At 73.3% G+C, this 24,995-nt stretch carries 23 protein-coding genes and 1 tRNA gene; 6 read left to right on the forward strand and 18 right to left on the reverse strand.

Annotation, left to right across the window (positions count from 1 at the left end):
- Nucleotides 1-91 precede the first annotated feature (91 nt).
- Nucleotides 92-1,756 carry a putative bifunctional diguanylate cyclase/phosphodiesterase gene (locus ELR47_RS01030; protein WP_130648199.1) on the reverse strand — a complete coding sequence of 555 codons (1,665 nt, stop codon included), beginning with the start codon at nt 1,754-1,756 and terminating at the stop codon, nt 92-94.
- Between the two features lie 117 nt (nt 1,757-1,873).
- On the opposite strand from ELR47_RS01030, the gene ELR47_RS01035 reads away from it, so the two are divergent.
- The 3 genes from ELR47_RS01035 to ELR47_RS01045 all read left to right on the forward strand — a co-directional run bounded on the left by ELR47_RS01035 (nt 1,874) and on the right by ELR47_RS01045 (nt 4,695).
- A complete protein-coding gene (locus ELR47_RS01035) occupies nt 1,874-2,683 on the forward strand; it encodes an alpha/beta fold hydrolase (RefSeq protein WP_205745378.1) in 810 nt (269 codons plus the stop codon).
- Nucleotides 2,684-2,924: 241 nt separating this feature from the next.
- Nucleotides 2,925-3,797: a hypothetical protein gene (locus ELR47_RS01040; protein ID WP_130648201.1), complete on the forward strand. Its 873-nt coding sequence runs from the start codon at nt 2,925-2,927 to the stop codon at nt 3,795-3,797.
- Nucleotides 3,798-3,876: 79 nt separating this feature from the next.
- Nucleotides 3,877-4,695 carry a class F sortase gene (locus ELR47_RS01045; RefSeq protein WP_130648202.1) on the forward strand — a complete coding sequence of 273 codons (819 nt, stop codon included), beginning with the start codon at nt 3,877-3,879 and terminating at the stop codon, nt 4,693-4,695.
- Nucleotides 4,696-4,828: 133 nt separating this feature from the next.
- Here the strand turns inward: ELR47_RS01045 and ELR47_RS01050 are convergent, their stop codons facing one another.
- The 10 genes from ELR47_RS01050 to ELR47_RS01095 form a co-directional block, all read right to left on the reverse strand.
- A complete protein-coding gene (locus ELR47_RS01050; RefSeq protein ID WP_130648203.1) occupies nt 4,829-6,775 on the reverse strand; it encodes a heavy metal translocating P-type ATPase in 1,947 nt (648 codons plus the stop codon).
- A gap of 186 nt (nt 6,776-6,961) precedes the next feature.
- The gene (locus ELR47_RS01055; RefSeq protein ID WP_130648204.1) at nt 6,962-7,201 is read right to left on the reverse strand and encodes a heavy-metal-associated domain-containing protein; all 240 of its coding nucleotides are present in this window, start codon (nt 7,199-7,201) and stop codon (nt 6,962-6,964) included.
- An 87-nt stretch (nt 7,202-7,288) separates the two neighbouring features.
- A complete protein-coding gene (locus tag ELR47_RS01060; protein ID WP_130648205.1) occupies nt 7,289-8,023 on the reverse strand; it encodes a Crp/Fnr family transcriptional regulator in 735 nt (244 codons plus the stop codon).
- A gap of 209 nt (nt 8,024-8,232) precedes the next feature.
- Nucleotides 8,233-8,625 carry a type II toxin-antitoxin system VapC family toxin gene (locus ELR47_RS01065; RefSeq protein WP_205745379.1) on the reverse strand — a complete coding sequence of 131 codons (393 nt, stop codon included), beginning with the start codon at nt 8,623-8,625 and terminating at the stop codon, nt 8,233-8,235.
- Between the two features lie 32 nt (nt 8,626-8,657).
- Nucleotides 8,658-8,900 (reverse strand): type II toxin-antitoxin system Phd/YefM family antitoxin, encoded by a 243-nt coding sequence (locus tag ELR47_RS01070; protein ID WP_188584338.1) that lies wholly within the window; start codon nt 8,898-8,900, stop codon nt 8,658-8,660.
- Nucleotides 8,901-9,858: 958 nt separating this feature from the next.
- Entirely contained in the window at nt 9,859-10,053 is a 195-nt protein-coding gene (locus ELR47_RS01075; RefSeq protein WP_130648207.1) for a hypothetical protein, read from the reverse strand.
- A 189-nt stretch (nt 10,054-10,242) separates the two neighbouring features.
- Complete coding sequence (locus ELR47_RS01080) at nt 10,243-11,829, reverse strand: major capsid protein (protein WP_130648208.1); 1,587 nt, start codon at nt 11,827-11,829, stop codon at nt 10,243-10,245.
- 149 nt (nt 11,830-11,978) lie between these two features.
- Nucleotides 11,979-12,395: a hypothetical protein gene (locus ELR47_RS01085; protein ID WP_130648209.1), complete on the reverse strand. Its 417-nt coding sequence runs from the start codon at nt 12,393-12,395 to the stop codon at nt 11,979-11,981.
- A gap of 108 nt (nt 12,396-12,503) precedes the next feature.
- Nucleotides 12,504-13,226: a hypothetical protein gene (locus ELR47_RS01090; protein ID WP_130648210.1), complete on the reverse strand. Its 723-nt coding sequence runs from the start codon at nt 13,224-13,226 to the stop codon at nt 12,504-12,506.
- Nucleotides 13,227-13,294: 68 nt separating this feature from the next.
- Nucleotides 13,295-13,501, reverse strand: a complete 207-nt coding sequence (locus tag ELR47_RS01095; protein WP_130648211.1) for a helix-turn-helix domain-containing protein — start codon at nt 13,499-13,501, stop codon at nt 13,295-13,297.
- 249 nt (nt 13,502-13,750) lie between these two features.
- Between ELR47_RS01095 and ELR47_RS01100 the strand changes: the two genes are divergently transcribed.
- Nucleotides 13,751-14,980, forward strand: a complete 1,230-nt coding sequence (locus ELR47_RS01100) for a site-specific integrase (protein ID WP_130648212.1) — start codon at nt 13,751-13,753, stop codon at nt 14,978-14,980.
- Nucleotides 14,981-15,002: 22 nt separating this feature from the next.
- Here ELR47_RS01100 and ELR47_RS01105 read toward each other — a convergent pair whose 3' ends face one another.
- From ELR47_RS01105 to ELR47_RS01115, 3 genes are all read right to left on the reverse strand, one after another.
- Nucleotides 15,003-15,473, reverse strand: a complete 471-nt coding sequence (locus tag ELR47_RS01105) for a hypothetical protein (RefSeq protein ID WP_130648213.1) — start codon at nt 15,471-15,473, stop codon at nt 15,003-15,005.
- A gap of 126 nt (nt 15,474-15,599) precedes the next feature.
- Nucleotides 15,600-15,688: transfer RNA gene (locus ELR47_RS01110), tRNA-Ser, on the reverse strand.
- A 53-nt stretch (nt 15,689-15,741) separates the two neighbouring features.
- On the reverse strand, nt 15,742-16,584 hold the full coding sequence (locus tag ELR47_RS01115; RefSeq protein ID WP_165403762.1) for a DUF72 domain-containing protein: 843 nt from the start codon (nt 16,582-16,584) through the stop codon (nt 15,742-15,744).
- 133 nt (nt 16,585-16,717) lie between these two features.
- Between ELR47_RS01115 and ELR47_RS01120 the strand changes: the two genes are divergently transcribed.
- Nucleotides 16,718-17,752, forward strand: a complete 1,035-nt coding sequence (locus ELR47_RS01120) for a DUF2891 domain-containing protein (protein ID WP_130648215.1) — start codon at nt 16,718-16,720, stop codon at nt 17,750-17,752.
- A gap of 103 nt (nt 17,753-17,855) precedes the next feature.
- The gene (locus ELR47_RS01125; protein WP_165403763.1) at nt 17,856-19,976 is read left to right on the forward strand and encodes a beta-propeller domain-containing protein; all 2,121 of its coding nucleotides are present in this window, start codon (nt 17,856-17,858) and stop codon (nt 19,974-19,976) included.
- Between the two features lie 71 nt (nt 19,977-20,047).
- Here ELR47_RS01125 and ELR47_RS01130 read toward each other — a convergent pair whose 3' ends face one another.
- The 4 genes from ELR47_RS01130 to ELR47_RS01145 are packed head-to-tail and all read right to left on the reverse strand — an operon-like array spanning nt 20,048 to nt 24,956.
- Nucleotides 20,048-21,652, reverse strand: a complete 1,605-nt coding sequence (locus ELR47_RS01130) for a hypothetical protein (RefSeq protein WP_130648217.1) — start codon at nt 21,650-21,652, stop codon at nt 20,048-20,050.
- Nucleotides 21,653-21,678: 26 nt separating this feature from the next.
- A complete protein-coding gene (locus ELR47_RS01135; RefSeq protein ID WP_130648218.1) occupies nt 21,679-23,097 on the reverse strand; it encodes a hypothetical protein in 1,419 nt (472 codons plus the stop codon).
- A 33-nt stretch (nt 23,098-23,130) separates the two neighbouring features.
- A complete protein-coding gene (locus ELR47_RS01140) occupies nt 23,131-23,979 on the reverse strand; it encodes an alpha/beta fold hydrolase (protein ID WP_130648219.1) in 849 nt (282 codons plus the stop codon).
- On the reverse strand, nt 23,976-24,956 hold the full coding sequence (locus ELR47_RS01145; RefSeq protein ID WP_165403764.1) for an SDR family oxidoreductase: 981 nt from the start codon (nt 24,954-24,956) through the stop codon (nt 23,976-23,978). Before ELR47_RS01145 ends, ELR47_RS01140 begins: the two co-directional genes overlap by 4 nt.
- Nucleotides 24,957-24,995: the final 39 nt, after the last annotated feature.

Here is a 24,995-nt window from a genome sequence, read left to right on the forward strand (position 1 = left end):
GGGTCGAGGGCCCTCGATGCCGCCGACCATCGACCCCGACCTGCACTACCGGCAACCGGGCTCGTGTGACCCGGCGCAGCTGTGGACCGGATCAGACGGTCGGCAGCGCCGCGGCGACCTCCGACAGCCGTTCGGGACGCACGGGTCGCGACCACAGGTAGCCCTGGCCGAAGTCGCAGGCGAGCCGTCGCAGGTGTTCGACCTGTCCGACGTGTTCGATGCCCTCGGCCACGACGGTCAGCCCGAGCGCCGCGGCCATGCGGCAGATCCCGCTCACCAGCGCGTCGGCACCGACGTCGTCGAGTGCGGCGGTGAAGCTACGGTCGATCTTGAGCTGGTCCACCGGCAGTCGACGCAGCGAGTCGAGGGTGGCGAAGCCGGTCCCGAAGTCGTCGAGGGCGACCCGCACACCGGCCTGCCGCAACCGCTGCAGCAGCTCGCCGGTCGAGACCGTGTCGTCGACCATGCCGGTCTCGGTGATCTCGAGGGTGAGCCGGCCGGGGGCCACGCCGGCGCCGACGAGCGCCGAACGGACCTCCTCCTCGAGCTGCGGGCGCAGCTGGGCGACGGCGACGTTCACGCTGACCGTCCACGTCGCCGCCGCGGGCCCGAGCTCGTCCCAGGCGGCGAGTTGCCGCAACGACTCGTGCAGGACCCACCGGCCGACGTCGAGGATGTCCCCGGACGCCTCGAGCAGGGGCACGAACGCGTCCGGGCCGATCGGACCGAGGTCGGGATGGTCCCAGCGCAGCAGCGCCTCCACGCCCCGTACGAGACCGGTGTCCAGCCACACGATCGGCTGGTACTCGAGCCGGAACTCGCCCCGGTCCAGGGCCTCACGGACGTCGGTCCGCAGCCGCAACAGGTCCGACACGCGCTGGTGGTCCTCGGGCGTGTGCACCTCGACCCGCCCACCACCGTGGGTCCGTGCCAGGTACAGGGCGACGTCGGCCTGGCGGAGCAGGGTGTGCACCTCGCTCCCGCCCGAGCTCGCCGCGACCCCGACGGAGACTCCCACGCGGCAGAGACGCCCGCCCACGACCGTCGGCCGCGACAACCGGGTGTGCAGTTCGCCGGCGAGCCGGTGCGCCTCGGTCACCTCGGCACCCGGCAGGAACAGCGCGAACTCGTCCCCGCCGAGCCGGGCCACGACGGTCGAGGACACGACCCCGGAACGCAGCCGCGTCGCGACCTCGACCAGGACCGCGTCCCCAGCCGCGTGCCCCAACGTCTCGTTGACGGACGCGAGGTCGTCGACGTCGACGAGCACGACCGCGCCGCCACGGCTGCGCACCGCGACCTCGGCCTGCTCGAGGAAGGCGGGACGGTTGACGAGCCCGGTCAGCTCGTCGTGCGTCCCGAGCCGCTCCAGGGCCGCCTGTTGCGCCTGGTGGGGGCGCAGGTCGCTGGCCAGCACGGCGAACCAAGCGTGGCCGTCACCGTCCTCACCCGGCACGAGCAGGACCGCCAGCGGCACCCGACGTCCGGCATCCACGGCGACGAGCTCGCCCCGCCAACTCTCCCCCGCCTCCAGGCGCGGCAGCACCTCCATGTCGAGCAGCATGCGGCTCGCGGGGGTGAACACGGTCGCATGGTCCGACGGCAGCGATCCGCCCCAGCCGAGCAGCGCACGCGCCGCGGCGTTGGCCTGCTCGACGGCGCCGCCCGGCCCCACGAACCAGACCGGGTCGGGCGAGCCCAGCAACAGCTGCGCCGCCCGACGTGCGAACACGTCGTCGCGCGTCTCGACGTCCATGGTGGCCTCCTCGACCCGTGCCGGTCGGCCGGACCGACCGGCGTTCAAGCGCGCGCCTTGAGTCGCGGTCCGCCCGGCCGACCAGGGGCGTGTTCCTCGAGGTGCCCGGAGCCCGTCGTGTCCGCCGTCGTCCGCAACAACGTCCAGGTCGTGGGGCCCGTCACGGGGCCGACCCTGGTGCTCGCCCACGGGTTCGGTTGCAGCCAGGGCATGTGGCGGCACGTCACCGCCGACCTGGCCCGCGACCACCGCGTCGTACTGTTCGACCACGTCGGGGCCGGCGACAGCGATCCTCGTGCCTACGACCCCACCCGCCACGCCACGCTGGCGGGCTACGCCGAGGACGTCGTGGCGATCCTGCGTGAGCTCGGCGTCGGCGGGGTGACCTACGTCGGGCACTCGGTGGGCGCGATGATCGGGGTGTTGGCCTCCCGGTTGGCACCCGAGTGGATCACCGACCTCGTGCTCGTCGGCCCCTCGCCGCGTTACCTCGACGACCCGGCGACCGGCTACGTCGGCGGGTTCGACGAGGCGGACATGACCGAACTGCTCGGGCTGCTCGACCGCAACCATGCCGGTTGGGCTTCGGCGATGGCGCCGACCATCATGGGCAACGCGGACCGCCCGGAGCTCGCCGAGGAGTGGTCCGACAGCGTCTGCCGCACCGACCCGGTCCTCGCACGGCGCTTCGCGCGTGCGACCTTCCTCGGCGACAACCGGGCCGACCTGCCGCAGGTGACGGCGCGCACGCTGGTGCTGCAGTCGGCGCGGGACGCGATCGCCCCGCCGGTCGTCGGCCGCTACGTCGCCGACGCGATCCCCGGCGCCGTCCTGCGTGAACTCGACGTCAGCGGGCACTGCCCGAACCTGAGCGCGCCGCAGGTCACCGCCCAGGCCATCCGGGACTTCGCCGCCCTCCCCGTGTGACGCAGCCGGCAGGGAAACGGCGTGCCGGGCGTACCGCGACGACGATCGCCACGGTGCCGCGGCGTCGGCCACCCGTTGCCCGCAAGCGTGGACCTGGCGCGCGAAACGGCTGGCCGAAGGGCCGGGAAGACCTGTCCGCCCGCCCGCAGCGCTACCTAGCGTCCGGCTCGTCCTCGGTGTCGGCGGCCCGACACGGCTCCGGGGACCCGGAACGGGGTTCGGGCGAGGAGAGCGAGACGTCATGCGACGACGATGGACCACCTGCTTGAGCCTGGCGCTGATGGGGATGCTGCTGGGCGCCCTGCCCGCCGCCGCACAGTCCGCCGATGCCGAGGCGTTGCTCATCGCGCCCAGCGTGGACGAGTTCTGCACCGCGATCGAGGAGCTCGCCGCCGGCGCCGACCCCGAGGAACTGGCCGAACTGGTCGAGGGTGACGGCGGACAATGGGCGGCGATGTTCGCGCCCGAGCCGATCGACCGCGCCGACGTCGGGGACGTGGCCGACAACCTCGAGGAACTGCTCGCCGAGTCCGACGGTGACGTCGCCAGTGCCAGCCACGACGGCATGGCCCTGGTCGTGACCCTGCTGCCCGACCCGACCCAGTGCGAGGGCTTCGCGGACTGGGGCGTCGAGGAGGGCGAGCAGATGGAGCCCGGCGCCTACCTGATCGCCCCGTCCGCCGACGAGTTCTGTGCGGCCGTCGAGGAGCTGTTCGAGGAACTGCTCGCCGACGAGGGCGCGATGGAGGACGCGGCCCCCGGTGACGACCTCGGCGTCAGCCCGGCCGTCCTGGAGGCCTTCGAACCCGACCTGATCGACCTGTCCACCGACGAGCGCTACGCCGCACTCGCCGACGCGATGAGCACGACCCGCACCGGCTACGACGCCGACGTGCTGTCGGTGACCACCGACGGCGAGTCGGTGCTCGTCGTGGCGCTGCCCGACCTGACCGACTGTGACCTCGGCATGGACGACGTGCCCGTGGACGGCGTCGAGGCCGGCTTCGGTGGTGCGGCGTCCGACAACGTCCCGCCGATCGCCCTGCTGCTGCTCGGGCTGGGTGCCGGCGCGCTCGCCCTGGGTGTCCGCACCCTGCGCACCGACGCCGCCTGACGTCCGAGGAACCCGGCCGGCGCCCGTGCGGCGCCGGTCGGGATCCCGGCGTCGTCCCCCATCGACCGCGAGATCCACGATGTCCCGCCGCTCGCCGACACCTGACGCCACCACCGGTCGCACCCGCACCGGTCGTGGGGCGCTGTTGCTGGTGCTCGGAGGCGTGCTGACGGCGTTGGGGGTCTGGTTGACGTTCGGACCGGCGGCGACGCCCGTCGGCGCCCATCTCGAGGCGCTCCCCGCCGAGCCGCCCGCATCCGAGCCCGCGGCCACGCCGCCGGAGACCGCGAACGAGGACCCCGACGCGGCCGCCGACAGGGGCGCCGCCGCGGTCCGGCCGCTGCGTCCCTCGACCCCGCGCGCCGAGCTGGTCCCCGACCTGCCCGCGCCACCACCGGCCGCGGCCCCGGACGAGGCCCCGGTCGAGGCCCCGGTCGAGGCCCCGGTCGAGGCCGAGGTGGCGGCGCCGACCGTGCTGGAGGTGCCGCGCATCGGCGTCGACGCGGCGCTGGTGGCGCTCGACCTCGACGACCAGCGTCGGCTCGAGGTCCCCGCCGACGCGGCCGTTCCCGGCTGGTACGTCCGCGGCCCACGCCCCGGCGCGGCCGGCCCGGCCGTGATCGCCGGCCACGTCGACTCGCATGCCGGACCGGGGGTGTTCCTGCGGCTGCCGGAGCTCGAACCCGGTGACGAGATCCTGGTGCACCGCGAGGACGGATCGACGGCCCGGTTCGTGGTGGACCGCATCGGGCGCTGGCCCAAGGACGAGTTTCCGACCGACGCGGTCTACCGCCAGGCCGACGGCGCGGAGCTGCGCCTGATCACCTGTGGCGGCACGTTCGACGAGGACGTGCGCCGCTACGAGGACAACATCGTGGTCTTCGCCTCCGCCGCTTGACACCTCGGCGTTTCCCGCGCGCAGGCCCATCAGCCGGGGGATGCGCAGCAGACGCGTACGCCCCCGGCGCAGGGGCCGGGGGCGTCACCGCGCGGTGCGGTGGCTGGGGCCTCCGCGCCGCCGCACCTGCGGCTCAGCGGGCCGATGCGGCTGGCGAGCGCGTCCGATCCGCGCCGGTCGTGATGGTGCCGGCAGGGTCGGCTGGCGGGCGGGACGGGGCGGGAGCCGGCTGCAGCAGCCGCATGGCGTTGGCGATGACGAGCAACACGGAGGCCTCGTGGACGAGCATCCCGATCGCCATCGTGACCCCGCCGAGCAGCACGCCAAGGAGGAGGAACGCGACGGTGGCCAGCGCGATGGTGATGTTCTGACGCATGTTGTCGACGGTCCGGCGAGCCAGCGACACCGCCTCGGGCAGCTTGTGGAGGTCGTCGGCCATGAGCGCGATGTCGGCGGTCTCGACGGCGACCGCGGAGCCAGCGGCACCCATCGCGACACCGATGTCCGCCGTGGCCAGAGCCGGGGCGTCGTTGACGCCGTCGCCGACCATCGCCACCACGTGCCCTGCGCGCTGGAGTGCCGCGACGGCATCGAGCTTGTCCTCGGGCAGCAGGCCCGCGTGTACCTCGTCGACGCCGGTCGTCCGGCCGATCGCCTCGGCAACGAGCTGGACGTCGCCCGTGAGCATGACCACCTCGCTGACACCGGCCGCATGCAGGTCTGCGACCATCCCGGCGGCGTCCGGGCGGACCTGGTCGGCCACGGCGATCACGCCCAGCACCCGGTCGTCGACGGCGACGATCATCGGGGTGCGCCCGGCAGCCGCGAGCCCGGCGGCAGCCTGACCGGCGCCGACGGTGTCGACGGTGTCGACGACGTACGCGTCGAGGAGGGCGGCGTTCCCGACGAGGACCCGCCGGCCATCCGCGGTGGCGGCGATGCCCTTCCCGGGCACGGGCTCGGTGCGTTCGGGCAGGTCCGGAGTCGACCGGCCGTCCGAGGCGGCGGCCGCGAGGATGGGCCGGGCCAACGGGTGTTCCGATCCGGCTTCCGCACGGGCTGCCCACGTCAGCACCTCGCCTCGGTCGGAGCCGGCGTCGAGCACGACCACGTCGGTCAGTCGCGGACGACCCTCGGTGAGGGTGCCGGTCTTGTCGAGCGCGACGGCGGTGATCCGGGCCGAGGTCTCGAGGAACTCCCCGCCCTTGATCAGCATCCCGTCCTTGGCGGCGCGGCCGATCCCGGCCACGATCGAGACGGGGATGGAGATGACCAGTGCGCCGGGGCAGCCGATGACCAGCAGCGTCAGTCCGAGCACCACGTCGCCGGTGAGCAATCCAGCGAACAGCGCCAGCACGATGATGGCCGGGGTGTACCAGGCGGAGAACCGGTCCATGAACTGCTGGGTGCGGGCCTTGGCGTCCTGCGCCTCCTCCACGCGGTGGACGATCCGTGCCAGGGTGGTGTCCGCGCCGACGCCGGTGGCACGGACCTGCAGGAACCCACCCTTCGCGATGGTCCCGGCGAAGACGCGGTCGCCGGCGACCTTCTCGACGGGGATCGACTCCCCGGTGATGGAGGACTCGTCGAGCGCACCGGTCCCGTCGACGACCTCACCGTCGACGGGCACCTTCGCGCCGTTCTTGACCAGCACCCGCTCGCCCACCGCCACCTCACCGGCAGGCACCTCGACCTGCTGGCCGTCGCGCACGACCACGGCGACGTCGGGCGCGACCGCGACGAGTTCGGCCAGCGCCGAGCGGGTCCTGTCGAGCGTCGCCGTCTCGAGCGCATGGCCGATCGCGAACAGGAACGTGACCGCAGCTGCCTCCCAGTACTCACCGATGACGACCGCGCCGGTCGCAGCGACGCTGACCAGCAGGTCGATGCCGACGACCCTGGCGGTCAACGCCCGGATCGCGTTGCGCACGATCGGGGTCCCGGCAACGATCGCCGCAGCCACCATCATCAACCTCCCCGGCCAGGTCACGGACGTCAGCACGTCGGTGACCAACGAGGTGCCGATGAGCAGGCCGGAGACGAGTGGGACCGTCCACCGGCCGTCGCGTCGGGTCTCCATGTCTTCCTCCTCGGATCTCGTGGCCCCGTCGAAGGGCCTCGGACACCACAGTGGCAGTGGTCGCGGAGACGAATCTGACGTGCGTCAGGGAACGGCAGGGAGATCGGCCGGTCGGCTCCCGGCGGACGGCGACGTGGCACCGCCGGATGAGGCGGTGCCACGTCGGGTTCGTGCGGAACTTCCGGCTCAGAAGGACGCGGGGCGGGCGGTGTAGCCAGCCTGGGCGACCGCAGCGACCAGGTCGTCGACCGAGGTGACCGCGGGGTCGTGGTCGACCTCGACGCGGGCCGAGGCGAAGCGCACCTTCACGTCGTCCACGCCCGGCAGTCGGCCGACCTGCTTCTCGATCCTGCTGACGCACGAGGGGCAGGAGAAGCCCTCGGCGCGCAGGACGGTACGGGTGGTCGGGCTGGTCGTCGTGGTCATCTCGAACCCCTCTCGGATCGGGCGAGCCACCTCGTGGGGTGGCAGCATCGACGGTACGCCCGGTCCCGTCCACGAACCTGACCGCCGTCAGACAGGGACCCTCGATCCCCGGGGTCCGTCGTGATCAGCCGACGCGCAGCTACGCCGGTCGGGTCCTGCTGCCCCCGGGACCCCGGCGAGGTCCGCGAGTACCTCCGGCCGACGTAGTGACACCCACCGTCGACCGGTCTCGACCACCCCGTCGCGGCTCCAGGCCGCCAAGCTCCGGCTCACCGTCTCCGGGGCACACCCGGACAGGCTCGCGAGATCCTCGCGAGTCAGCGGCACATCGATCAGGACACGCTCACCGTCGTCGACCCCGAGACGGCCCGCCAGCGTCAGCAGCGTGCTCGCGATCCGCGCCGGAGCACTGGCCGACGCCATCCGCTCGATGCGGTCCTGCGTGACACGCAGCCGTTGCCCGATGGCGACCAACGCCGCCCTGGCCACCGAGGGCTGTCCGGACAGCACCGCCTCGAACCGGTCACTCGTGAACGACAGCAGGCACCCCGACGTGAGCGCCCACGCATCCTCGGCGTAGGTAACCCCGCCGAGGGCCGGCAACGTCCCGAAGAATCCCCCCGGGCCGAGCACGTCGAGCAGCACCACGGTCCCGTCCGGGCTCGTCCCGGTCAGCTTCACCACCCCGGTCGCCACCACGTAGAGATGCTCGGCGCGGTGCCTGGCCAGGTAGACCGCCTCGTCCGCCTCCATCCCGTGCATGTTCGCGCGGGCGTCGACCTGGTGCAGCGCATCGAGATCCAGCCCAGCGAAGAAGGGCACCCGCGCCAGTGCGTTGACCCGAGCACCTCGACTGCACGCGCGCGGATCGGACTCCGGGATGCTCAACGGCGTCCGTCGCGACACGTCCGACCTCGCTCTCGGAAGCCAGCATACGACCGGCCCACGGCGCGTTGCTGTCCGGAAAGCGGCGGCCGGGACGCCCCGTGACCGTTTCCGGACGGTCGCGGTCGGGTCATGCCGGCGGGAGATCACCGGGTGGGATGTGGCACCTCGATGACGGGAAGCTGCACGATGGCGGCGAAGTCGTGCACGTTGCTGGTGAAGAGGGGAAGGTCGTGCGCGATCGCCACTGCGGCGATCATCGCGTCGTAGGAACGCGCTGCGGGCTTCCGTCCGGCCTGGCGCAGCGCGGCCGCGACCTGGCCGAACGCCCTCGCCGCGGCTGCATCGAAGGGCAGCGGATCGAAGTCGGCTTCGGCTTGCTGAAGATGGGCCTGTCGGGCAGCGCGTTCGGCCTCCGTCCGAGCGACGAGCGGCCCGACGGACAACTCCGCCAGCGTGATGGTCGAGATGAGCGGCTCGACGGGAAGCGCCGTGGCGTCCGGCAGCTGCGGGAGCAGGAGCAGCGTGCTGGTGTCCAAGAGGCCCCGCGCCGGCCGGTTCGCAGGCGGCGTCACAGCGTGGGATCGAGGAGTTCGTCGAGGTCCTCGCGCAGCCGGACAGGGTCGACGTGAGGGAGCCGGCGCCGACGCTCGAGCAACACCTCCGCCTTCACGGCGGGCCGTCCGACCGGACGAAGCTCAGCAACCGGCTTGCCCGAGCGGGTCACGGTGAGGCTCTCGCCCGCCGCGACGCGGTCGACCACGTCTCCGCCGTGGTTGCGGAGCTCTCGGATGCTGACCTCGGGTGCGCCCATGGGGCGTAGTGTATCACCTGTGAGACATCGACGAAGGTCAGGCGATTGGCGATCGGATGCCTCCATCGGCATAAGCCTGATCGCGATGCGCCCATCCCGATCAGCTGCATGCGACCCAGGTGCACGTTCGGTGTGACGCACGTGCGTCGGAAGCCGGCCGTGTGCAGATGAGCACGCACGGATCGACGGTCGCGGTGGTACCGAGTGCGATCCGTGCGTCCGCACGTCGGGCGGTGCGGACCAGGGCGCACGGATGGCTCCGGGCAGACCCTGCCGGCGGCACCCGGGCGAGAACCGCGTTGTGGCGCGAGCGCCGCAGGCCGAATTCCGGCGCGGTGGAGCGGCTCAGGCGGCTGCTGACACCACGTGGCTCGCGGAGGCCGCCGGCCGGGACCGTCCCGGTACGCGGACGCCCCGGCCGACGGGGCCGGGGCGTCTCGCAGGTCGAACACGGTTGCGGTGGCGGAGGGTGGGGGATTCGAACCCCCGAGGGATGTGACTCCCAACACGGATTCCAGGCGTGTCCACGCCGTTTGGCCTCGTTGGGCCTCGTCTGCCGAAACATGCTCTGACCAGCGGAAACGCGCGGCTCGCGTCACGTGACGTCTCGGCTCGTAGGGCGTCGTCTGTCGGCGTTCGTGTCCACGATGTGTCCACGGACACGCTCGCGGGGTTCCATAGAGCGGCGGGGTTCCATGGCCTGCCGGGGTTCCACGGCCTCGGTCGAGGGGTAGCGTCCGGCCATGCCTCGCACCCCCGAGACGGCGGGTCCGTGCCCGATGTGCGCGATGGATGGTCGCGCCGAGGTCGCGTGGACGCGTGAGCACCAGCACGCCGCGCACCCGCGCGTGGTGGACGCGTGCCGTCGCGCAGCAGGGCGGCCGTCGATGGAGCAGCGGCAGGAGTCGGCGCGCCTCGCGTGGCGGCCGTCGCTGAACCCGTCGCCGGGGCGGCTGCCCTACGTCGCGAGGTCGTCGAGGTGAGGGGGTGCCATGCTGGCGGGGGGTGCCATCGTCTCCGCGTCGAGGCGGGCGAGGTCAGCGCGTAGGCCGTCGTCGTCGAGCGCCTGGAGCTTCGCGAGCGTGTCGGGGTAGCTCGCCTCCAACGCGTCGAGCCGCGCTCGTAGCTCTCCGGTCGTCGCGCATCCGCACACGGGCCGGCTCCTCGGTCGACGGCTCCAGCTCGCGCAGGAGCGTCGCACGTCGACGGTGGGTAGCTGGGGGTACCCCACCGCCCCGGACGGCCGGGAGGCGCGTCCGGGGCGGGGAGGATGCGACGAGCGGGGCGGCCCCGGTCACCCGCAAGGACCGGAAGGAGCGGCGACCCCGCGTGCCGTCGCGAGCTAGGCCGAGGTCACGAGGTCGACGGTGCCCGACGTCGTGCCGTTCGGGTCGACCGGGACGTCGATGGCGAGCGGGGTGAGCGGTGCGACCCGTGCGACGTTCTCGAACACCTCGCGGAACAGCTCCGCGTCGTTGACCGCGTTCAGCTCGTGGTCCCGAGTCCACCCGAGGTGGAGCATCCCGCCGTCGAGGAGCACGTAGGTGCCCTCGGCCCACAGGGTCGCGCGGACCGTCTCGGGGAACGGCACCAGCGGTCCGGCCGCCTGCGCGCCGAACACCTGCGCGTCGAGGACCCACACGGGCGACACGCCCCGAACGGAGAAGTGCTCCGCGAGCTGCGCGTCCGAGACGGCGGTCGTGGAGTCTCCGGGGAGCTGCCGGGCGAGGTCGACGCGCAGGAGGTGGCGGGTCCACGACGGCAGCGCGACGCGCAGCACCGCCTCGTCCGAGAGCCGGTTCCGGGAGCGGTACCCCGCCGCGGCGAGGTCGACCGCCGACAGCAGGTCACGCGACGCGCCGAGCACCTGCGCGGCCGCGACGACCGTCGCGTCGTCGACGATGGTGTCGAGGAGCTTCGCCTCCGCGGTCCGTGCGGCAGCGGCCTCCAGCAGCGTGAGGGCCTGCTGTACCTGCTCGGGCTGGAGCATCCGGGCGAAGTTGCCGACCCGGAGCCGCTCGACGACCGCGTCGACGCGGACCTCGACCTCCTCGGGGCACTCGATGCGCCACACGTTCTTGGTCGCGGGGCCGGTCGGGGGCTCCGCGCCCGCACCGGCGTCGGGGTCGACGTCGTGCGCCTCGGTCCACACGGTCACCCCGGCGGCCGCGTCGGCGAGCGACGCGCCACGGGTGAAGCGGATACCGCCGCGGGACGTATCGAACGCGGGCAGGGCCGCACGGAGCGGCCGGGCTGCGGTCGACCACACACCGAGGTCGTAGTGCGCCTCCAGCGGCGCGCAGAGCCCACCGGCCGCGACCAGCGCGTCCGTACCCACGACCGACGCGACGACCGCGGTGTCGTGCTCGGGCTCGCCGGTGAGGCGACGGTCCTCGGGGTAGTCGGCCTCCAAGGTGACCACGGTCCCGCCGTCACCTCGGCCGCGGAGCAGGTCGCGACCTGCCGCGACGAGCGCGGTGGTCACCCCGTCGGCGTCGAGGGGCTCGCCGGCGGCCATGAGCGCCCGCGCACGCGAACCGTGGGGAACGCGGACGCCGTTGCGGGCGTGCCGGGCGGCGTCGGCGAGCGACGGGCGGCGCGGGGTCGAGGGGGCGTCGGGGCCGCGGACCGAGGCGACGAGCTGCCGGGCGTCAGCGGCGCGGCGCTCGGATGCGGCGCGGACCGTCTCGACCGCTGACGCGCACACGGTCGCGATGTCGAGGTCCGCAGCCTCGGGAGCGTCCTCGGGGACCAGCTCGTCGAACGCAGCAGACAGCTCCGCGTCGAGCCGGGAGAGGTCGCCGGCCGGGAGGTTGGACAGGTCCCCGTCGCGTGCTCCGTCGACGAGGTCGACGAGGTCGGGCGAGAGGGTCCCCGCGTCAGCGAGGGCGGACAGGGCGGCGCGCAGTTGCGCGAACGAGAGCTTCACGAGTGGGCCTCCAGAGGGGCACGCGAGCACGGATGGTCGTCGTGCGCTCCCAGCGGGGGCGTCCGGGTCCGCTATGCGTCCCGACGCTCGGCCCAGCGACTACGTCTAGGGCCCACCTGCGCACCGCCAGCGTACCGCCGGCACCTCCGCTACCGCGGTTCCTCGGGCACCTCCTCGTCCTCGCGCAGCGATGCCGCGACCATCTCCGCGACCTCGGCCAGCTCCGGCCGGGACACGCCGTGCCCTTCGACGGTGCCGAACACGGACGAGAGCGCGAGGAAGGTCCCGCCGACGAGCCCGTGAGCGGCCGCGAGGTCGCCCACGACGGCCGCGATGGCCTCCGCAGGGTCCGGGGCAGGGACGGGCACGCTCACGCGCTCCGCGGGCTCCACGGCCGCGCGGAGCAGGGCCGGCTCGACCGTCGTGGCGAGCTGACCGCGGAGTACCTGCGCGCTCCACTCGTCGTCGTGCTGCTCGCACCAAGAGACGACGAGCCCGAGCGTGTCCGCGAGCGCCTGGAGACGGTCGGTCGGAACGAACGTGCCGAGGGTGGGTTCAGCGCTCACGCGGGTACCTCCGGGTCCGCCGCGGTGTCCGCGGCCGGGTCGATGTGCTGCTACGGGCCTCGGTTCGGCCGGAATCTGCGCTTCCGCACACGGTCGGGTCACGTGTGGTCATCCCGCGACCTGCCTCGGCGAGCCGTCGCACCAGCGGCACCAGGGCTCGTCCGCGAGGTCGTACGAGCCGACCGGGGCGGGGTCGCCGCATGTAGAGCACCGAGGGCTGTCCTCTGCAGTGTCCCCCTCCCTCGACTCGACTCGTCTCGGCTCGACTCGACTCGACTCCCCCCGGTGAACCCCCTGCGCATCCCCCATGCCAGGGGGATGCGACTCCGCGGGGTCGGGGGCCGCTCGGGCATCCCCCTGCGCATCCCCCTCCCGATGGGGGATAGGAGCCCCATCCGCAGGGGCATCCTCGACCGCGAACGTGAGGTCGGGACGGGCGCTGCCGATGCCGTGGGCGAAGTCGGGCGCGTGCGTCGCCGCGAGCCGGTAGGCCTCGCGCTTGAGCGGTGTCTCGGCGACCTGGAGGAACAGCGCCACGGCCGGCCCCATCGCGCGGTTGACCTTCACCTCGCCGGTGCGAGGGTCCGTGCCGTGCTTGAGCGGACGGTCCCGCAGCGCGCGACGGTCGAGCACGACCTCGGCCTCCGGGTCGTAGGACGCGATGCCGAGGCGGTCCAGCTCGTCGAACGCGGCGAGCACCTCGTCCTCGCTCATGCCGGTGTCGAGCGCGACCTGACCGGCGGACAGCTCGTAGAGCCCCTCGCTGATTCGGGCGCGGCACGTCCACACGTAGAACGCGGTCACCTGCGCGTCACGCGACGCGCGGCGCATCTCTCGTCCCCACACGTTCGGGGACACCTGATGGAAGCGGGCAGGCATCGGAGAGCCCCTCTCGGCCGTCAGGCGTGGTCGGGGGCGCTCACGAACCGAGCGAGCGCGTCACGGCTCACACGGAACGCACGGCCGAGCCGGATGACCGGCAGCTCGCCTCGGTGGACGAGTTCGTAGACCGTGGACCGGTCGCACCGCAGGAACGCGGCGACCTCGTCGACACGGAGAACGTCGGGCAGGGAGTCGAGGCTCGACGCCTCGGGCTGGCTACGCATCGGGAACACCGTTCGTCAGGGCCGCGCGTCACGACGCGCAGCCGCTCCGGTGTCCCTCCCGGTGCCGAGAGCGCCCGGCGCTCCCGATGCCGGGGACCATACGGCCGACGAAGCGGGACGTCAATCACCCTGACCACACGGTGCGGAACCGTGTACGGTCCTGGCACACGATGCCGCTTGGCGGCTCGTTTCAGCAAACGAGACGGTCCGTGGACACGGCGACGGACACGGGCAGCGGGAGGGACACCGATGCGGGGCACCATCGAGCGCTACGAGACGAAGGCCGGGGAGCGGCTCTACCGCATCCGGTGGGACCTGCCGACGGGCTCGGACGGGCGGCGTCGGCAGCGGACGCGGCGCGGGTTCCGGACGAAGCGCGAGGCGTCCGCCGCGCTCGCGGAGCTGCTCCACGAACAGGCGAACCGAGGGCGTCCCTCGGTCCGGTCGACGGTCACGCTCGACGAGTACGCGCGTGGGTGGCTCGACCAGCGCCGCGACCTGCGGCCGACCGCGAGGGACAACCTGACCACGGCGCTCGTCCACGTCCTCCCGCGGCTCGGGGCGCGTCGGGTACAGGAGGTCACCCCCGAGGACGTCGCGACGCTCTACGTCGACCTCGCGGAGCGTGGGAAGCGGGCGGGCACGTGCCGTACCGCCGGGGTCACGTGCGCCGAGCACGGCTGCACCCCGGAGCGGCACCAGGGGCTGTCCGAGAAGTCGGTCGGGCACGTCCACGCGGCGCTACGTGCCATCCTCGCGGCGGCGGTCGAGGACGGGCTCATCGCGAGCAACCCGGCGGACACGAAGCGGGCGAAGCAAGCGCGGGCGCGCGGCGGCAAGACGTCCGCGAAGGTCACCGAGGACCGCTGCTGGTCGACCGAGCAGGCGCGCGCGTTCATCGACGCGACGAGCGAGGACCGGCTCGGGGCGCTGTGGACGACGCTGCTCGGGACCGGGCTGCGCCGGGGCGAGGCGCTCGCGCTCCGGTGGGAGGACGTCGACCTCGACGCGGGCACGCTCCACGTCCGCCGCACCGTGACCGCGGTGCGCGGGCAGCTCGTCGAGGCGGACGGCGGCAAGACGGACGCGGCGACGCGACGCATCGTGCTCGGGGACGACCTCGTCGCGCTGCTGCGGGCGCACCGGGCTCGGCAGGTTGAGGAGCGGCTCGCGGCCGGCCCCGCGTGGCAGGACACCGACGCGATGTTCACCGAGGTCGACGGCCGGCCGCTCCACCCGAACAAGGCGTCGACGACGTTCACACGCGCAGCCGCAGCGGCCGGGCTCCCGGCCATCGGCGTCCACGGGCTGCGCCACACACACGCGACGATGCTGCTCCGTGCGGGGGTGCCGATTCCGGCTGTCGCGCAGCGGCTCGGGCACGCGAATCCGGCCATCACGCTGGCCGTCTACAGCCACGCGCTACCCGCGGACGACGCACTCGCGGCCGACGCGACGGGGCGTGTCCTGTTCGCTTAGGGCCAGCCGCCAGAGAGCTGCTCTACCCGTCGGTCTCGTAGGTGACCTCGCGCGCGCGTGCCATGAGCGCGTCGAGTGCGTCGTGGACCTGCGCCCGACTAGTGGCGGGCGAGCCGTCCTCGTCCTCGGGATGCACCAACCCCATCGAGCGCGTCGACGTTCGCACGTACAGCGAGAACAGGTGGTAGGCGTGCTCCGCCAGCGTCCGGGTCTCGGCATCGGGGTGCGCGACGGCGATCCGCCGCAGCTTGTCGAGGTGGGTCTGAGACACCTCGGTCCCGACCGCCTCTAGGCGACCCTCGGTCGTTATCTCCAGGTCGGTCGCCTGAACCTCTAGGCCGACGACGGCCGACACCGTTTCGTCGAGCCAGCGCCGCAGCTCTCGGGCCTGTTCGGCCCGCTCGCTACCGCGTTGGGCGAGCCGCGCGCCCAACCAGACGCCGCCTAGGGACGCGATCCCCACGAGCACGGCCGCCGCCAGTTCTCCGAGCACCTGGAACCCCCTGACCGCCGATTCGTGTCCACCTTGTGTCCACGGAGCCGGCAACGCCCGCTAGGCGAGGAACGCCCCGGCCGGCTCGGTCGGGGCGTTCTCGCTGGTCAAACGGTGATTCTATAGCGGAGGGTGGGGGATTCGAACCCCCGAGGGATGTGACTCCCAACACGGATTCCAGCCGTGCGCCATAGGCCGGACTAGGCGAACCCTCCGTGCCGCCGTCCGGGCGGACCCGGGCGGAGCGGACGAGAGGGTACGCGCTCGCTCACCTGCCCGGCAACGTGGCCCGGTCCGAGTGGCGGAGATCGACCACCCCACCGTCCGCCTCGAGCACCGACAGCGGGTCCAGCGACGGCGGCGGCCACGGCCGCGCCGCCTCGCCCAGCATGGCCACCAGGCGCCGTGCGTTGCGGACCGCGTGTCCCGCGGCGTCGTTGTTGAAGAACACCCAGGCCGCGGTGCCGGCGGCGGCGACCTCGCGCAACCGTTCGGCCCAGGGCCGCAGCTCGTCGTCGCGGTAGTCGTGGCGGTAGGCATCCTCCGACAGCCCGTGGAAGCGAACGTAGACGTGGTCGCCGGTCGCGACGAGCTCGTGACGCCGGGTCAGCGACGACGACAACCACACGTGCGCCGCGCCGTGGGCGTCGAGCAGGGCGTAGGTGTCGGGGTGGAACCAGTCGTCGTCGCGGAACTCGAACGCGTAGCGGTGGGTCGGCGGCAGCAGCTCGAGGAACTCGCGCAGCCGGTCGAGGTTGCGCCGGAAGTTCGGCGGCAACTGCCACAGGATCACCGCCGTGCGCTCGAGCACCGGGACCAGCGGCGCGAAGAACCGCCCGACGGCCTCGTGGGCACCGCGCAGCTTGAGCCGGTGGGTGATGAACTGGCTGCCCTTGAGCACGAACTCGAACCCGGGCGGCGCGGTGTCGCGCCAGCGTTCGGCGGCGGTCTCGCGGGCCAGTCGGTAGAAGGTGGCGTTGACCTCGACGGTCGGGAACCAGCCGACGTAGTGCGACAGCCACTTCCCGGGCCCGACGCCGGGCGGGTAGACCTCGCCGCGCCAGTCGTCGTACTGCCAGCCGCTGGTGCCGACCCGCACCTCGCCCGCCACGACGCCCTCCCGGAGTCGTCTCCTCGGACGAGGGTAGGGTCGCCCGCCCGAGTTGCTCCTCCACCCCCCGGCCACCCGTCGGTTCGCCCGTCGTCCGGCCACGACGGCGGGCCGTACCCAGGAGATCCGCGCGGTGACCGACACCCCGCCCCTCGATGCCGCGACCGCTGGCCGCTACGCCCGCGCGGGGCTGGCCAACGTGGCCCGCGAGTACCCCAACCACCCGATGCACCTGCTGCTCGGTCCCGACGACGTCGGTGCGACGCCCTCCGCGCTGCATCCGCTGTTCTTCGGCAGCTACGACTGGCACTCGTCCGTGCACCAGCACTGGATGCTCGTGCGGCTGCTGCGGCGCTTCCCCGAGCTCGACGAGGGGCCGGCCGTGCGCGACTGGTTCACCACCCGCTGCACGCCCGAGGCGGTGGCGACCGAGGCCGCCTACCTCGGTGATCCGGCCCGTCGCGGTTGGGAGCGGCCCTACGGGTGGGCGTGGCTGCTCACGCTCGCGGCCGAACTGCACGTCGCCGCCCGGGACGACGCCCTGCGCGGGATCGCCGACGAGCTCGCCGGCTGGGCGGCGACCCTGACGCCGTTGGTCGAGGTGGTCCGGGGCCGCTGCGTCGACTGGCTGGCGACGACGACCTACCCGCAGCGCAGCGGGACCCACGCGAACTCCGCGTTCGCATGCGGGCTGCTGCACGACGCGGCGGCGGCCACCGGTGACGCGGCGGTCACGGCGGCCGTCGGTGAGGCGGCGCTGCGGTGGTACGGCCGCGACGCGGGCTACCTCGCCGCGTTCGAGCCCTCCGCCAACGACTTCCTGTCCCCGGCGCTGGTCGAGGCCGACCTGCTGCGGCGGATCCTCGGCCCGGCCGAGTTCGCCGGCTGGTTCCACCGCTTCCTGCCCGATCCGTCCCCGCTGGCCGAGCCGGCGGTGGTCAGCGACCGCACCGACCCGCAGACGGTCCACCTCGACGGGCTCAACCTCAGTAGGGCCTGGTGCTGGTCGGCCATCGCCGACGCGTTGCCGGCCGGTGACCCGGTCGTCGACCTCGCCGCCGATGCCGCCGCCCGGCACCGCGACGCGGCGCTGCCCGCGGTCCTCGGTGGCGACTACGTCGGCGAGCACTGGCTGCCGACCTTCGCGGTGTACCTGCTCGACCGCTGACCCCGCCGTGCCCCCGGGACGACCGTGGTCCGACAGCCGCGGGAACCCGGGGGCCCCGGCCGACGTCCGACCGGTGGAGGACGAACCGTCGGAGGAGCCCGGGATGCGCCGCTGGACCGCCACCACCCTGCCACTGCTGGTGGTGCTCACCGCCTGCACGGCCGCGCCGCCGCCCGAGGAACCGGCCGCCCGTTCCACGCCGCGCACGCCGGCACCCGCCGGTGAGACGGACGCGTTCGCGCTGCCGGGCGACCTGCAGCTCGCCGCCGCGCTGCAGCCGTTCGACGCCTGTGACGACCTGCTCGACCACCTGCGCACGCAGGCACTGGAGCAGGTCGGCCCGTGGGGGCTCGGCGGCGGTGGCGGCGGCTGGCGGATGACCGGTGAGGAGTTCGCCGTCGAGGACGCCGGTGACGAGACCGCGGCGGACACCGCCATGGACGCGGCACCGGCCGCCGGCGCGGCCGACGCCACGGTCGAGCACAGCACCACCAACGTGCAGGAGGCCGGCGTCGACGAGCCCGACCGGGTCAAGACCGACGGCGACCGGCTCTACGTCGCCGACGACGCGTGGCTGCGCATCCTCGACGTCACCGGCGACGAGCCCGAGCAGACCGGCGAGCTGCGCATGCGCGACGCCTGGGACGCGCAGCTGCTGCTCGACGGGGACCGGCTGCTGGTCACCTCCTCGGCACCGCACGTGCTGCCGTTCGCCGGCGAGCGAATCGCGGACTCGATGCCCTACGGCGGCAGCGTCACCACCCTGACGCTGGTCGACGTCAGCGACCCGAGCGCCCCGGAGGTCACCGAACGGCTGACGCTGGACGGCATGACCGTCTCGGCGCGGCTCGTCGACGGGGTGGCGCGGGTCGTGGTGCGCACCGAGGCCGGCGTCGACCTGCCCTGGAGCTACCCGGAGGGCAACGGCCTGCGGGCCGAGCGGCGCGCAACCGAGGCCAACCGCCAGCTCGTGCGCGAGTCGGCGGTCGCGGACTGGCTGCCGTACTTCGTGCACGAGACCGCCGGCGGCGACACCTCCGAACGCACCCTGCTGGCCTGCGACCAGGTCGCCCGTCCGGAGACGTTCGCCGGCCTCGGGCTGCTGTCGGTGCTCACGGTCGACCTCACCGACGGTGACCTCGAACCCGATGCCGGCGGGGTCGGGATCCTCGCCGGCGGTGACACGGTCTACGCCTCGGCCGAGCAGCTGTTCGTCGCCACCACCCGCTGGGTCGACTGGGACGCGCTGTCGGACCGGGAGCGCCGCCGCGCCGCCGAGAAGACCCGCACCGAGATCCACGCCTTCGACATCACCGACCCGGCCGCGACGTCCTACGTCGGCTCGGGTGAGGTGCCGGGGACCCTGCTCAACCAGTTCGCGATGTCGGCCCACGAGGGGCACCTGCGGGTCGCCACCACCGTCGGTGACGCCGCCTGGTGGGGCGGCGACGAGCCCTCCGAGAGCGTGGTCAGCGTGCTCGACCTGTCCGAGCCGACCCTCCCGGTGGTCGGCTCCGTCGACGGGCTCGGGGTCACCGAACGCATCTACGCCGTCCGGTTCCTCGGCGACGTCGGCTACGTCGTCACCTTCCGCGAGACCGACCCGCTGTACACGATCGACCTGCGCGAGCCGACCGAGCCGGAGGTCACCGGTGAGCTCAAGATCACCGGCTACTCCGCCTACCTGCATCCGGTCGGCGACGACCTGCTGCTCGGGGTCGGCCAGGACGCCGACCTCGACGGGCGCACGCTCGGGCTCCAGGTGTCGCTGTTCGACGTGTCCGACCCGGCAGCCCCGCAGCGGCTCGACCAGCTCACCGTCGCCGACGGCCACAGCGACAGCGAGTACGACCACCACGCGTTCCTGCACTGGCCGGCGACCGGACTGACCGTCGTGCCCTTCCAGCGCTGGAGCTGGGACGAGGAGACGCAGACCGAGGACAGCCACTCGGGCGCGCTCGGGTTCACCGCCACCCGCGCGGGCGGCATCGAGGAGGTGGCGCGCGTCTCGCACGTGCCGCACCTGCGCCGCGAGGCCGAGGTGGCCGCCGATACGCCGTTCGACCAGACCAGCTCGGCGATGCCCTACGACTGGGCCTGGCAGGGTGCGATCAACCGCTCGATGGTGCGCGGCGAGAAGCTGCTGACGATCTCGCGGGCCGGCGTCGGCGTGCACGAACTCGACACCCTCGAGGACGTCGGCTGGTACCGCTTCGCCGGCTGATCCGGCCGCCCGCGGCCTCGGACCCGGCCCGCCCCCGTCGGCCCCGGCCCGGCCCGGCGCCGCCCGGTCGCTCAGCGGTCGACGGGTGGCGCGCCGAAGGGCTGCGAGGCGAGGTGGTACAGGTCCGCCCACGGCGGACAGCCCCGCTGTCCCTCACCCTCGGCGGGCGGGTCGCGCAGCACCTCGCCGTCGAGGAATCGGTCGGCGGCCCGGTGGAAGTGGGGCGTGATCGGCAGATAGGGGTGCGCCTCGCGCAGCGGGCAGACGTCGAGCGCCCCGTCGATGCGCCAGCCGTCGGGCATCACGGCGAGGTCGCTGGAGGCGGTCACGGCCAGCGCCTCGACCCCGTCGGGCAGCGGCTGGGCGAACACCGCCGAAGCGGCGTCCGGCGTCGCCAACAGCTCGCGCGACAGCGGGGCATCGACGAGGAAGTCGAAGTCGACCAGGTCGGCCAACGGCACGAGCTGCCGGAACAGCTCGCCGCCGACCAGCCCGGGACCGTTCTCGCCCGGCGGTGGCCAGGTCAGTGGGCTGGAGGGGAACGGACCGAGCAGGACCAGCGCCGCGAGCCCGTCGAGGCGCTCCTCGGCAGCGGCCTGCCAGGCCACCCACGCGGCCTGCGAATGCGCGAACACCACGATCGGGGGCTCGAGGTCGGCGGCCTGGGCCTCGAGCAACGCGACCTGCTCGTCGAACGGCCGCTGGGTGTGGTCGGGGACGTAGGGCGCGCCGTGGTCGAGCGGACAGACCGCGACGCCCTGCGGCTGGCTGTCGCCCGGGCCCGCGTACGAGTAGTAGGTGAACTGTTCGCAGGTGTAGCCCACGAACGCCGGCTGCAGGGTGAAGATCGCGCCCTCGCCGGACGCCGAGTTGATGCCCGACATGATCACCGCCGAGCCGTCGCGCTCGCTGGTGGACGCCGTCCACGGCGCGTCGCGGGTGACGACGGTCGTGCCCCACAGCGCGAGCCCGAGCGCGGTCACCCCGGCGAGGCCCGCCAACGGCCGCTGCGGCACCGGTGCACGCAGCCGCGCGACCGTCGCCAGGGTGAGCGCCCCGGACACGGGGACGGCCACCACGATCCCGACCGGTCGGGTGGCCTCCGCGAGCGCGCCGAGGACCAGCAGCGCCGCCACGTAGGCGGCCAGCACCGGGGCGCGCAGGCCAGCCCGCACGGCGGCGCGCCAGGCGACGCCGAGCCGCCACGCGACCGGGTCACCGGTGGTGGCGACCCTCCCGGTGTCCTGCCCACCCGGCGTGGTCCCCCGCCCGAGCGGCACCCACGGGGTCGCCGCGGACAGCACGAAGAGTGCGGCCAGGACGAACAGCGCACCGCCGAACAGCCGCGAGTACAGCGCGGCATGGGCGATGAAGTCGAGTTGGGCGGCCAGCACCGCCGGCAGCCAGACGACGGCGTAGAAGATCGCGGCGAGCCGCCAGCGCGGACGTTCGGCGTCGAGCAGCAGCGCCAGCGCCGTGATGCGGACGGCCAGCAGCGCGGCGGCACCGCCCACCGCCAGCGGCCAGGAGGTCGCCCGGGCAAGCAACCAGCGGGCGTCGGCAGCGACGTCGAGCGGCGGCAGCGCGACCAGGTGCACCGCCCCCGACCAGCGCGGCACCAGCCCGGTCGCGACCGCCAGCGTGCACGCCACCACGAGCGCGGCGTAGGCCGCCACGCCCGTGGTCGCCGGCCGACGCACCCTCACGCCGCGACGGGCGTGCGCTCCCCGTCCGGTGCGATGTCCTCGATGCTCACACGGTCGTAGTTCCCGGCCTGCGCCAGGAACTCGTCGAACTCCGCGAGCGAGAGCGGTCCGGGGATCGGGTACTGCGGCGAGAGCTGCTTCATCGCGCGGTTGTACTTCGCGTACTGGGCGAAGTCGTGCGGGAACTCGTCGAGGTCGGCGCCCAGCGTCGAACCCTCGCGTCGGGCCCGCGAGAGCACCTCGCGCCAGTCGTCGGGCGAGGGGATGCCCACGGCATTGACCCCGTGCTGGAACAGCGCCAGGTGGATGTCGTCGAACGGCTCGCGTTCGTCGAGGAAGCGTCGCACGCCGTCGACCGACGGCTGCATGTTGAACCGCATCCAGTACGGCACCGACCCGGTCCGCAGCGCCCGGTAGGCGTCGTTGATCACGAACGAGGTCACCATCAGCCGGTTCGACGGGATCCGCCGCCGTCGGTACCACCACCGGTAGAGGTCGGCGACCAGCGGCGAGAGGTCGTCGGGACCGTCGAAGACGATCCGTCGCACCCGGTAGCGGTGCTCGCGGGCGAAGCGCAGCACGTCGTCGCGCAGGGACTCCTCGAAGCCCCACTCGGCCTCCGGGCTGACGGTGTCCGGCTCGGGTCCGTCCCAGCGACGCTTGGGCGAGTCGTAGCGTTCGAGGTAGTCCTCGACCCGATCACTGCCCTCGTGGAACTCGCGCTCGGTCGCCCCACCCACCGCACCGTGCTGGAAGACGTGACGCTCGCCGATGCGGGTGGTGTTCCACCGGGTGCGGCACTCGTAGAGCAGCAGCGTGCCCCCGGGCGGCAACCGGTCGCTGAGGAACCGTTCGTAGCCACCACCGAGGTTGCGGCGCTTGACGCGGAAGTAGGTCAGGATCCGCACCATCAGGCGGTCCTGGTTGGCATCGTGCATGTGGTGCAGCTGCCAGTCCGGGTTGGCCTCCATCAGGGCCCGCCCGGGTTCGATGCCGTTCTCCATCGCGGTGGTCGGATCGTCCGGGTGCACCGGCTGACGCACCGGCAGGAACACCGTCTGCGGCAACCACGGCGTACCCAGCGCGGCGTTGAGGTAGACCGCCGCGCCGCTCGACGATCCCAGACCGACCGCCGGGTAGCGACGCTCCGGGTAGAGCTCGAGCAGCCACTCGCCGATCTCGTCGAGATCGATGTCGCCCATCTTCTTGGGCGAGGTGGTCTCGAGCGCGCCACTGGCGATGAAGATCTGTTCGCGCGCCTTGCGCGGGATCAGGTTCGCGAGCGAGACCGGTGGCTCGAGCAGCTTCGGGTTGCCGAGGGCGGGCCAGTCCTCGCCACGCAGGTAGGCAGCGGTGGACTGCGCCATGGCGGTGGCGGAGTCGAAGTCGGCGACGAAGGATGGAGGGGAGGCCATCGAGTGGTGCGTCCTTTCGGGATCGGCGTCAGGTCAGGCGGCGCGGACGGGGCTCGGGCGACCGGCGGTCGGTCGTCGCTCGCCGTCGGTGTCGTCGAGGTCGTCGAGGAAGGCGGCGACGACCCGGGCCGTCTGCAGCGGCTGCTCGTGGTTGATCGCGTGCGTGGCACCGGGCAGCCGGCGCCGCTGCGCGTCGGGCAGCAGGTCGGCGACCTCGCGGGCCCACCGGTCCTCGACCATCGGGTCCTCGGAGCCGTGGACGACCAACGCCGGTACGTCGAGGAACGGCAGCTTGTCCTCGATCGCGTCGGCCATGGCGTGACGGAAGGTGGCGATCGCGCGGCCCAGTCCGGCACGCAGGTAGTCACGCACCATCAGGCGCTGGAGCGCCCCGGTCTGGGTCTTCATCTCCATCCGCCAGCGCCGCAGCTGCTCGTCGTAGCGACGCGCCCGCGGATCCATGGTCGGGGCGAGCAGCACCAGCGCGCCGACGAGGTCGGGGCGCCGCAGCGCCACCTCCGCGGCGATCTGGTTGCCGTAGCTGTTGGCCACCAGGGCGACGTCGCGCAGGCCGCGGGCGTCGAGCCAGTCGATGAGCGCCTGACCGAGCTCCCGGGTGTCGAGTGCACGGTCGGGACGGGGGTCCCGGCTCCGGCCGAAGCCGGGAAGATCGAGGGCGTGCACGGTGCGTCGGACCGCGAGGTGCTGGGCCAGGGGCACGAGGTACGCGCTGCTGATGACCAGCCCGTGGACGAGCACGACCGGCCGTCGGCCGGTCGTGTCGTGCCGCTGCCAGACGCGGCTGGCGATGCGCCAACGACCCGCCCGCGCCTCGTGCCAGCGAGGCGCCGGTGCGGTGGGGGCGGCCGTCGTGGTGGTCATGCGGCGCGCCGCTTCCACACCAGGGCCGTCACCACGGCGGCACCCGTCCCGCCGACGAGCGCGAGCGTGCGGCCGGGCTTGCCGGCCCGCGACGGCTTCCAGCCGCCGCTGACCGAGGTGCCCTGCGACACGGGCTCGAACAGGTTGCCGGAGGTGGGTTCCTCGGCCTCGTCGGTGAGGTGCGACGCCATCATGGGCTTGGCCGCGGCCCGCTCGGTCAGTCCCGGGAAGAGCCGGTAGGCGAGCAACGCCGGCCGGGTCGCGGCGCTGACGGGAACCTCGCGTCGCGGCTTGACGACGTTCTTGACGATCGCCGCAGCGACCCGCGCCGCGTCGACGGTCGGCTCGGGCGGCTTGACCCGCCAGCCGGTGTGGTTGGCCGCGTGCTGGAACAGCGGGGTGTCGATGGGACCCGGCATGATCAGCGACAACCGGATGCCCTTGGCGTCCTGCAGCTCCTGGCGCAGCGACTCGGTGAGCCCGCGGATGCCGAACTTGCTGGCGATGTACGCGCTCTGCAACGGCGCCGGCACCTTCGACAGGATCGAGCCGACGTTGACCAACGTCCCGTGACCCTGTTCACGGAACCACGGCAGCGCCGCACGGGCACCGTGGGCGTAGCCGAGCAGGTTGGTCTCGATCACGCGACGCCACTCGTCGAGCGGCACCTCCTCGAAGCGGCCGTACTGGTTGACGGCCGCGTTGTTGACCCACGCGTCGAGCTTGCCGAAGCGACCGACGGTGTCGCGGGCGACGCGCTCGAGCGCCTCGGCGTCGTTGACGTCGGCGGCCTCGACGACGAGCCGTTGGCGGGCCTCGGCGTCGAACCCGTCGGCGAGCTCGCGCAGGGCGTCCTCGCGTCGGGCGACGGCCACCACGGTGCTGCCGGCCCGCACCAGCGCCTCGGCGGTGGCCCGGCCGATGCCGCTGGAGGCCCCGGTCACCACGACGACCGCATCCTGGAGCTTGGTTCGCACGTGTCTCGTCCCTCCGCTGTGGACCAACCAGTGGAGTAC

Source organism: Egicoccus halophilus, assembly GCF_004300825.1.
In the GTDB taxonomy this organism is placed as follows: Bacteria; Actinomycetota; Nitriliruptoria; order Nitriliruptorales; family Nitriliruptoraceae; genus Egicoccus; species Egicoccus halophilus.

What these genes read in the sequence shown, in the direction of transcription:
- ELR47_RS01030 (WP_130648199.1), bottom strand. Translation starts at nt 1,756, where the DNA reads ATGGACGTCGAGACGCGCGACGACGTGTTCGCACGTCGGGCGGCGCAG.
- ELR47_RS01040 (WP_130648201.1), top strand. Translation starts at nt 2,925, where the DNA reads ATGCGACGACGATGGACCACCTGCTTGAGCCTGGCGCTGATGGGGATG.
- ELR47_RS01045 (WP_130648202.1), top strand. Translation starts at nt 3,877, where the DNA reads ATGTCCCGCCGCTCGCCGACACCTGACGCCACCACCGGTCGCACCCGC.
- ELR47_RS01050 (WP_130648203.1), bottom strand. Translation starts at nt 6,775, where the DNA reads ATGGAGACCCGACGCGACGGCCGGTGGACGGTCCCACTCGTCTCCGGC.
- ELR47_RS01055 (WP_130648204.1), bottom strand. Translation starts at nt 7,201, where the DNA reads ATGACCACGACGACCAGCCCGACCACCCGTACCGTCCTGCGCGCCGAG.
- ELR47_RS01070 (WP_188584338.1), bottom strand. Translation starts at nt 8,900, where the DNA reads ATGGGCGCACCCGAGGTCAGCATCCGAGAGCTCCGCAACCACGGCGGA.
- ELR47_RS01090 (WP_130648210.1), bottom strand. Translation starts at nt 13,226, where the DNA reads ATGCGCCGCGCGTCGCGTGACGCGCAGGTGACCGCGTTCTACGTGTGG.
- ELR47_RS01095 (WP_130648211.1), bottom strand. Translation starts at nt 13,501, where the DNA reads ATGCGTAGCCAGCCCGAGGCGTCGAGCCTCGACTCCCTGCCCGACGTT.
- ELR47_RS01100 (WP_130648212.1), top strand. Translation starts at nt 13,751, where the DNA reads ATGCGGGGCACCATCGAGCGCTACGAGACGAAGGCCGGGGAGCGGCTC.
- ELR47_RS01125 (WP_165403763.1), top strand. Translation starts at nt 17,856, where the DNA reads ATGCGCCGCTGGACCGCCACCACCCTGCCACTGCTGGTGGTGCTCACC.
- ELR47_RS01135 (WP_130648218.1), bottom strand. Translation starts at nt 23,097, where the DNA reads ATGGCCTCCCCTCCATCCTTCGTCGCCGACTTCGACTCCGCCACCGCC.
- ELR47_RS01140 (WP_130648219.1), bottom strand. Translation starts at nt 23,979, where the DNA reads ATGACCACCACGACGGCCGCCCCCACCGCACCGGCGCCTCGCTGGCAC.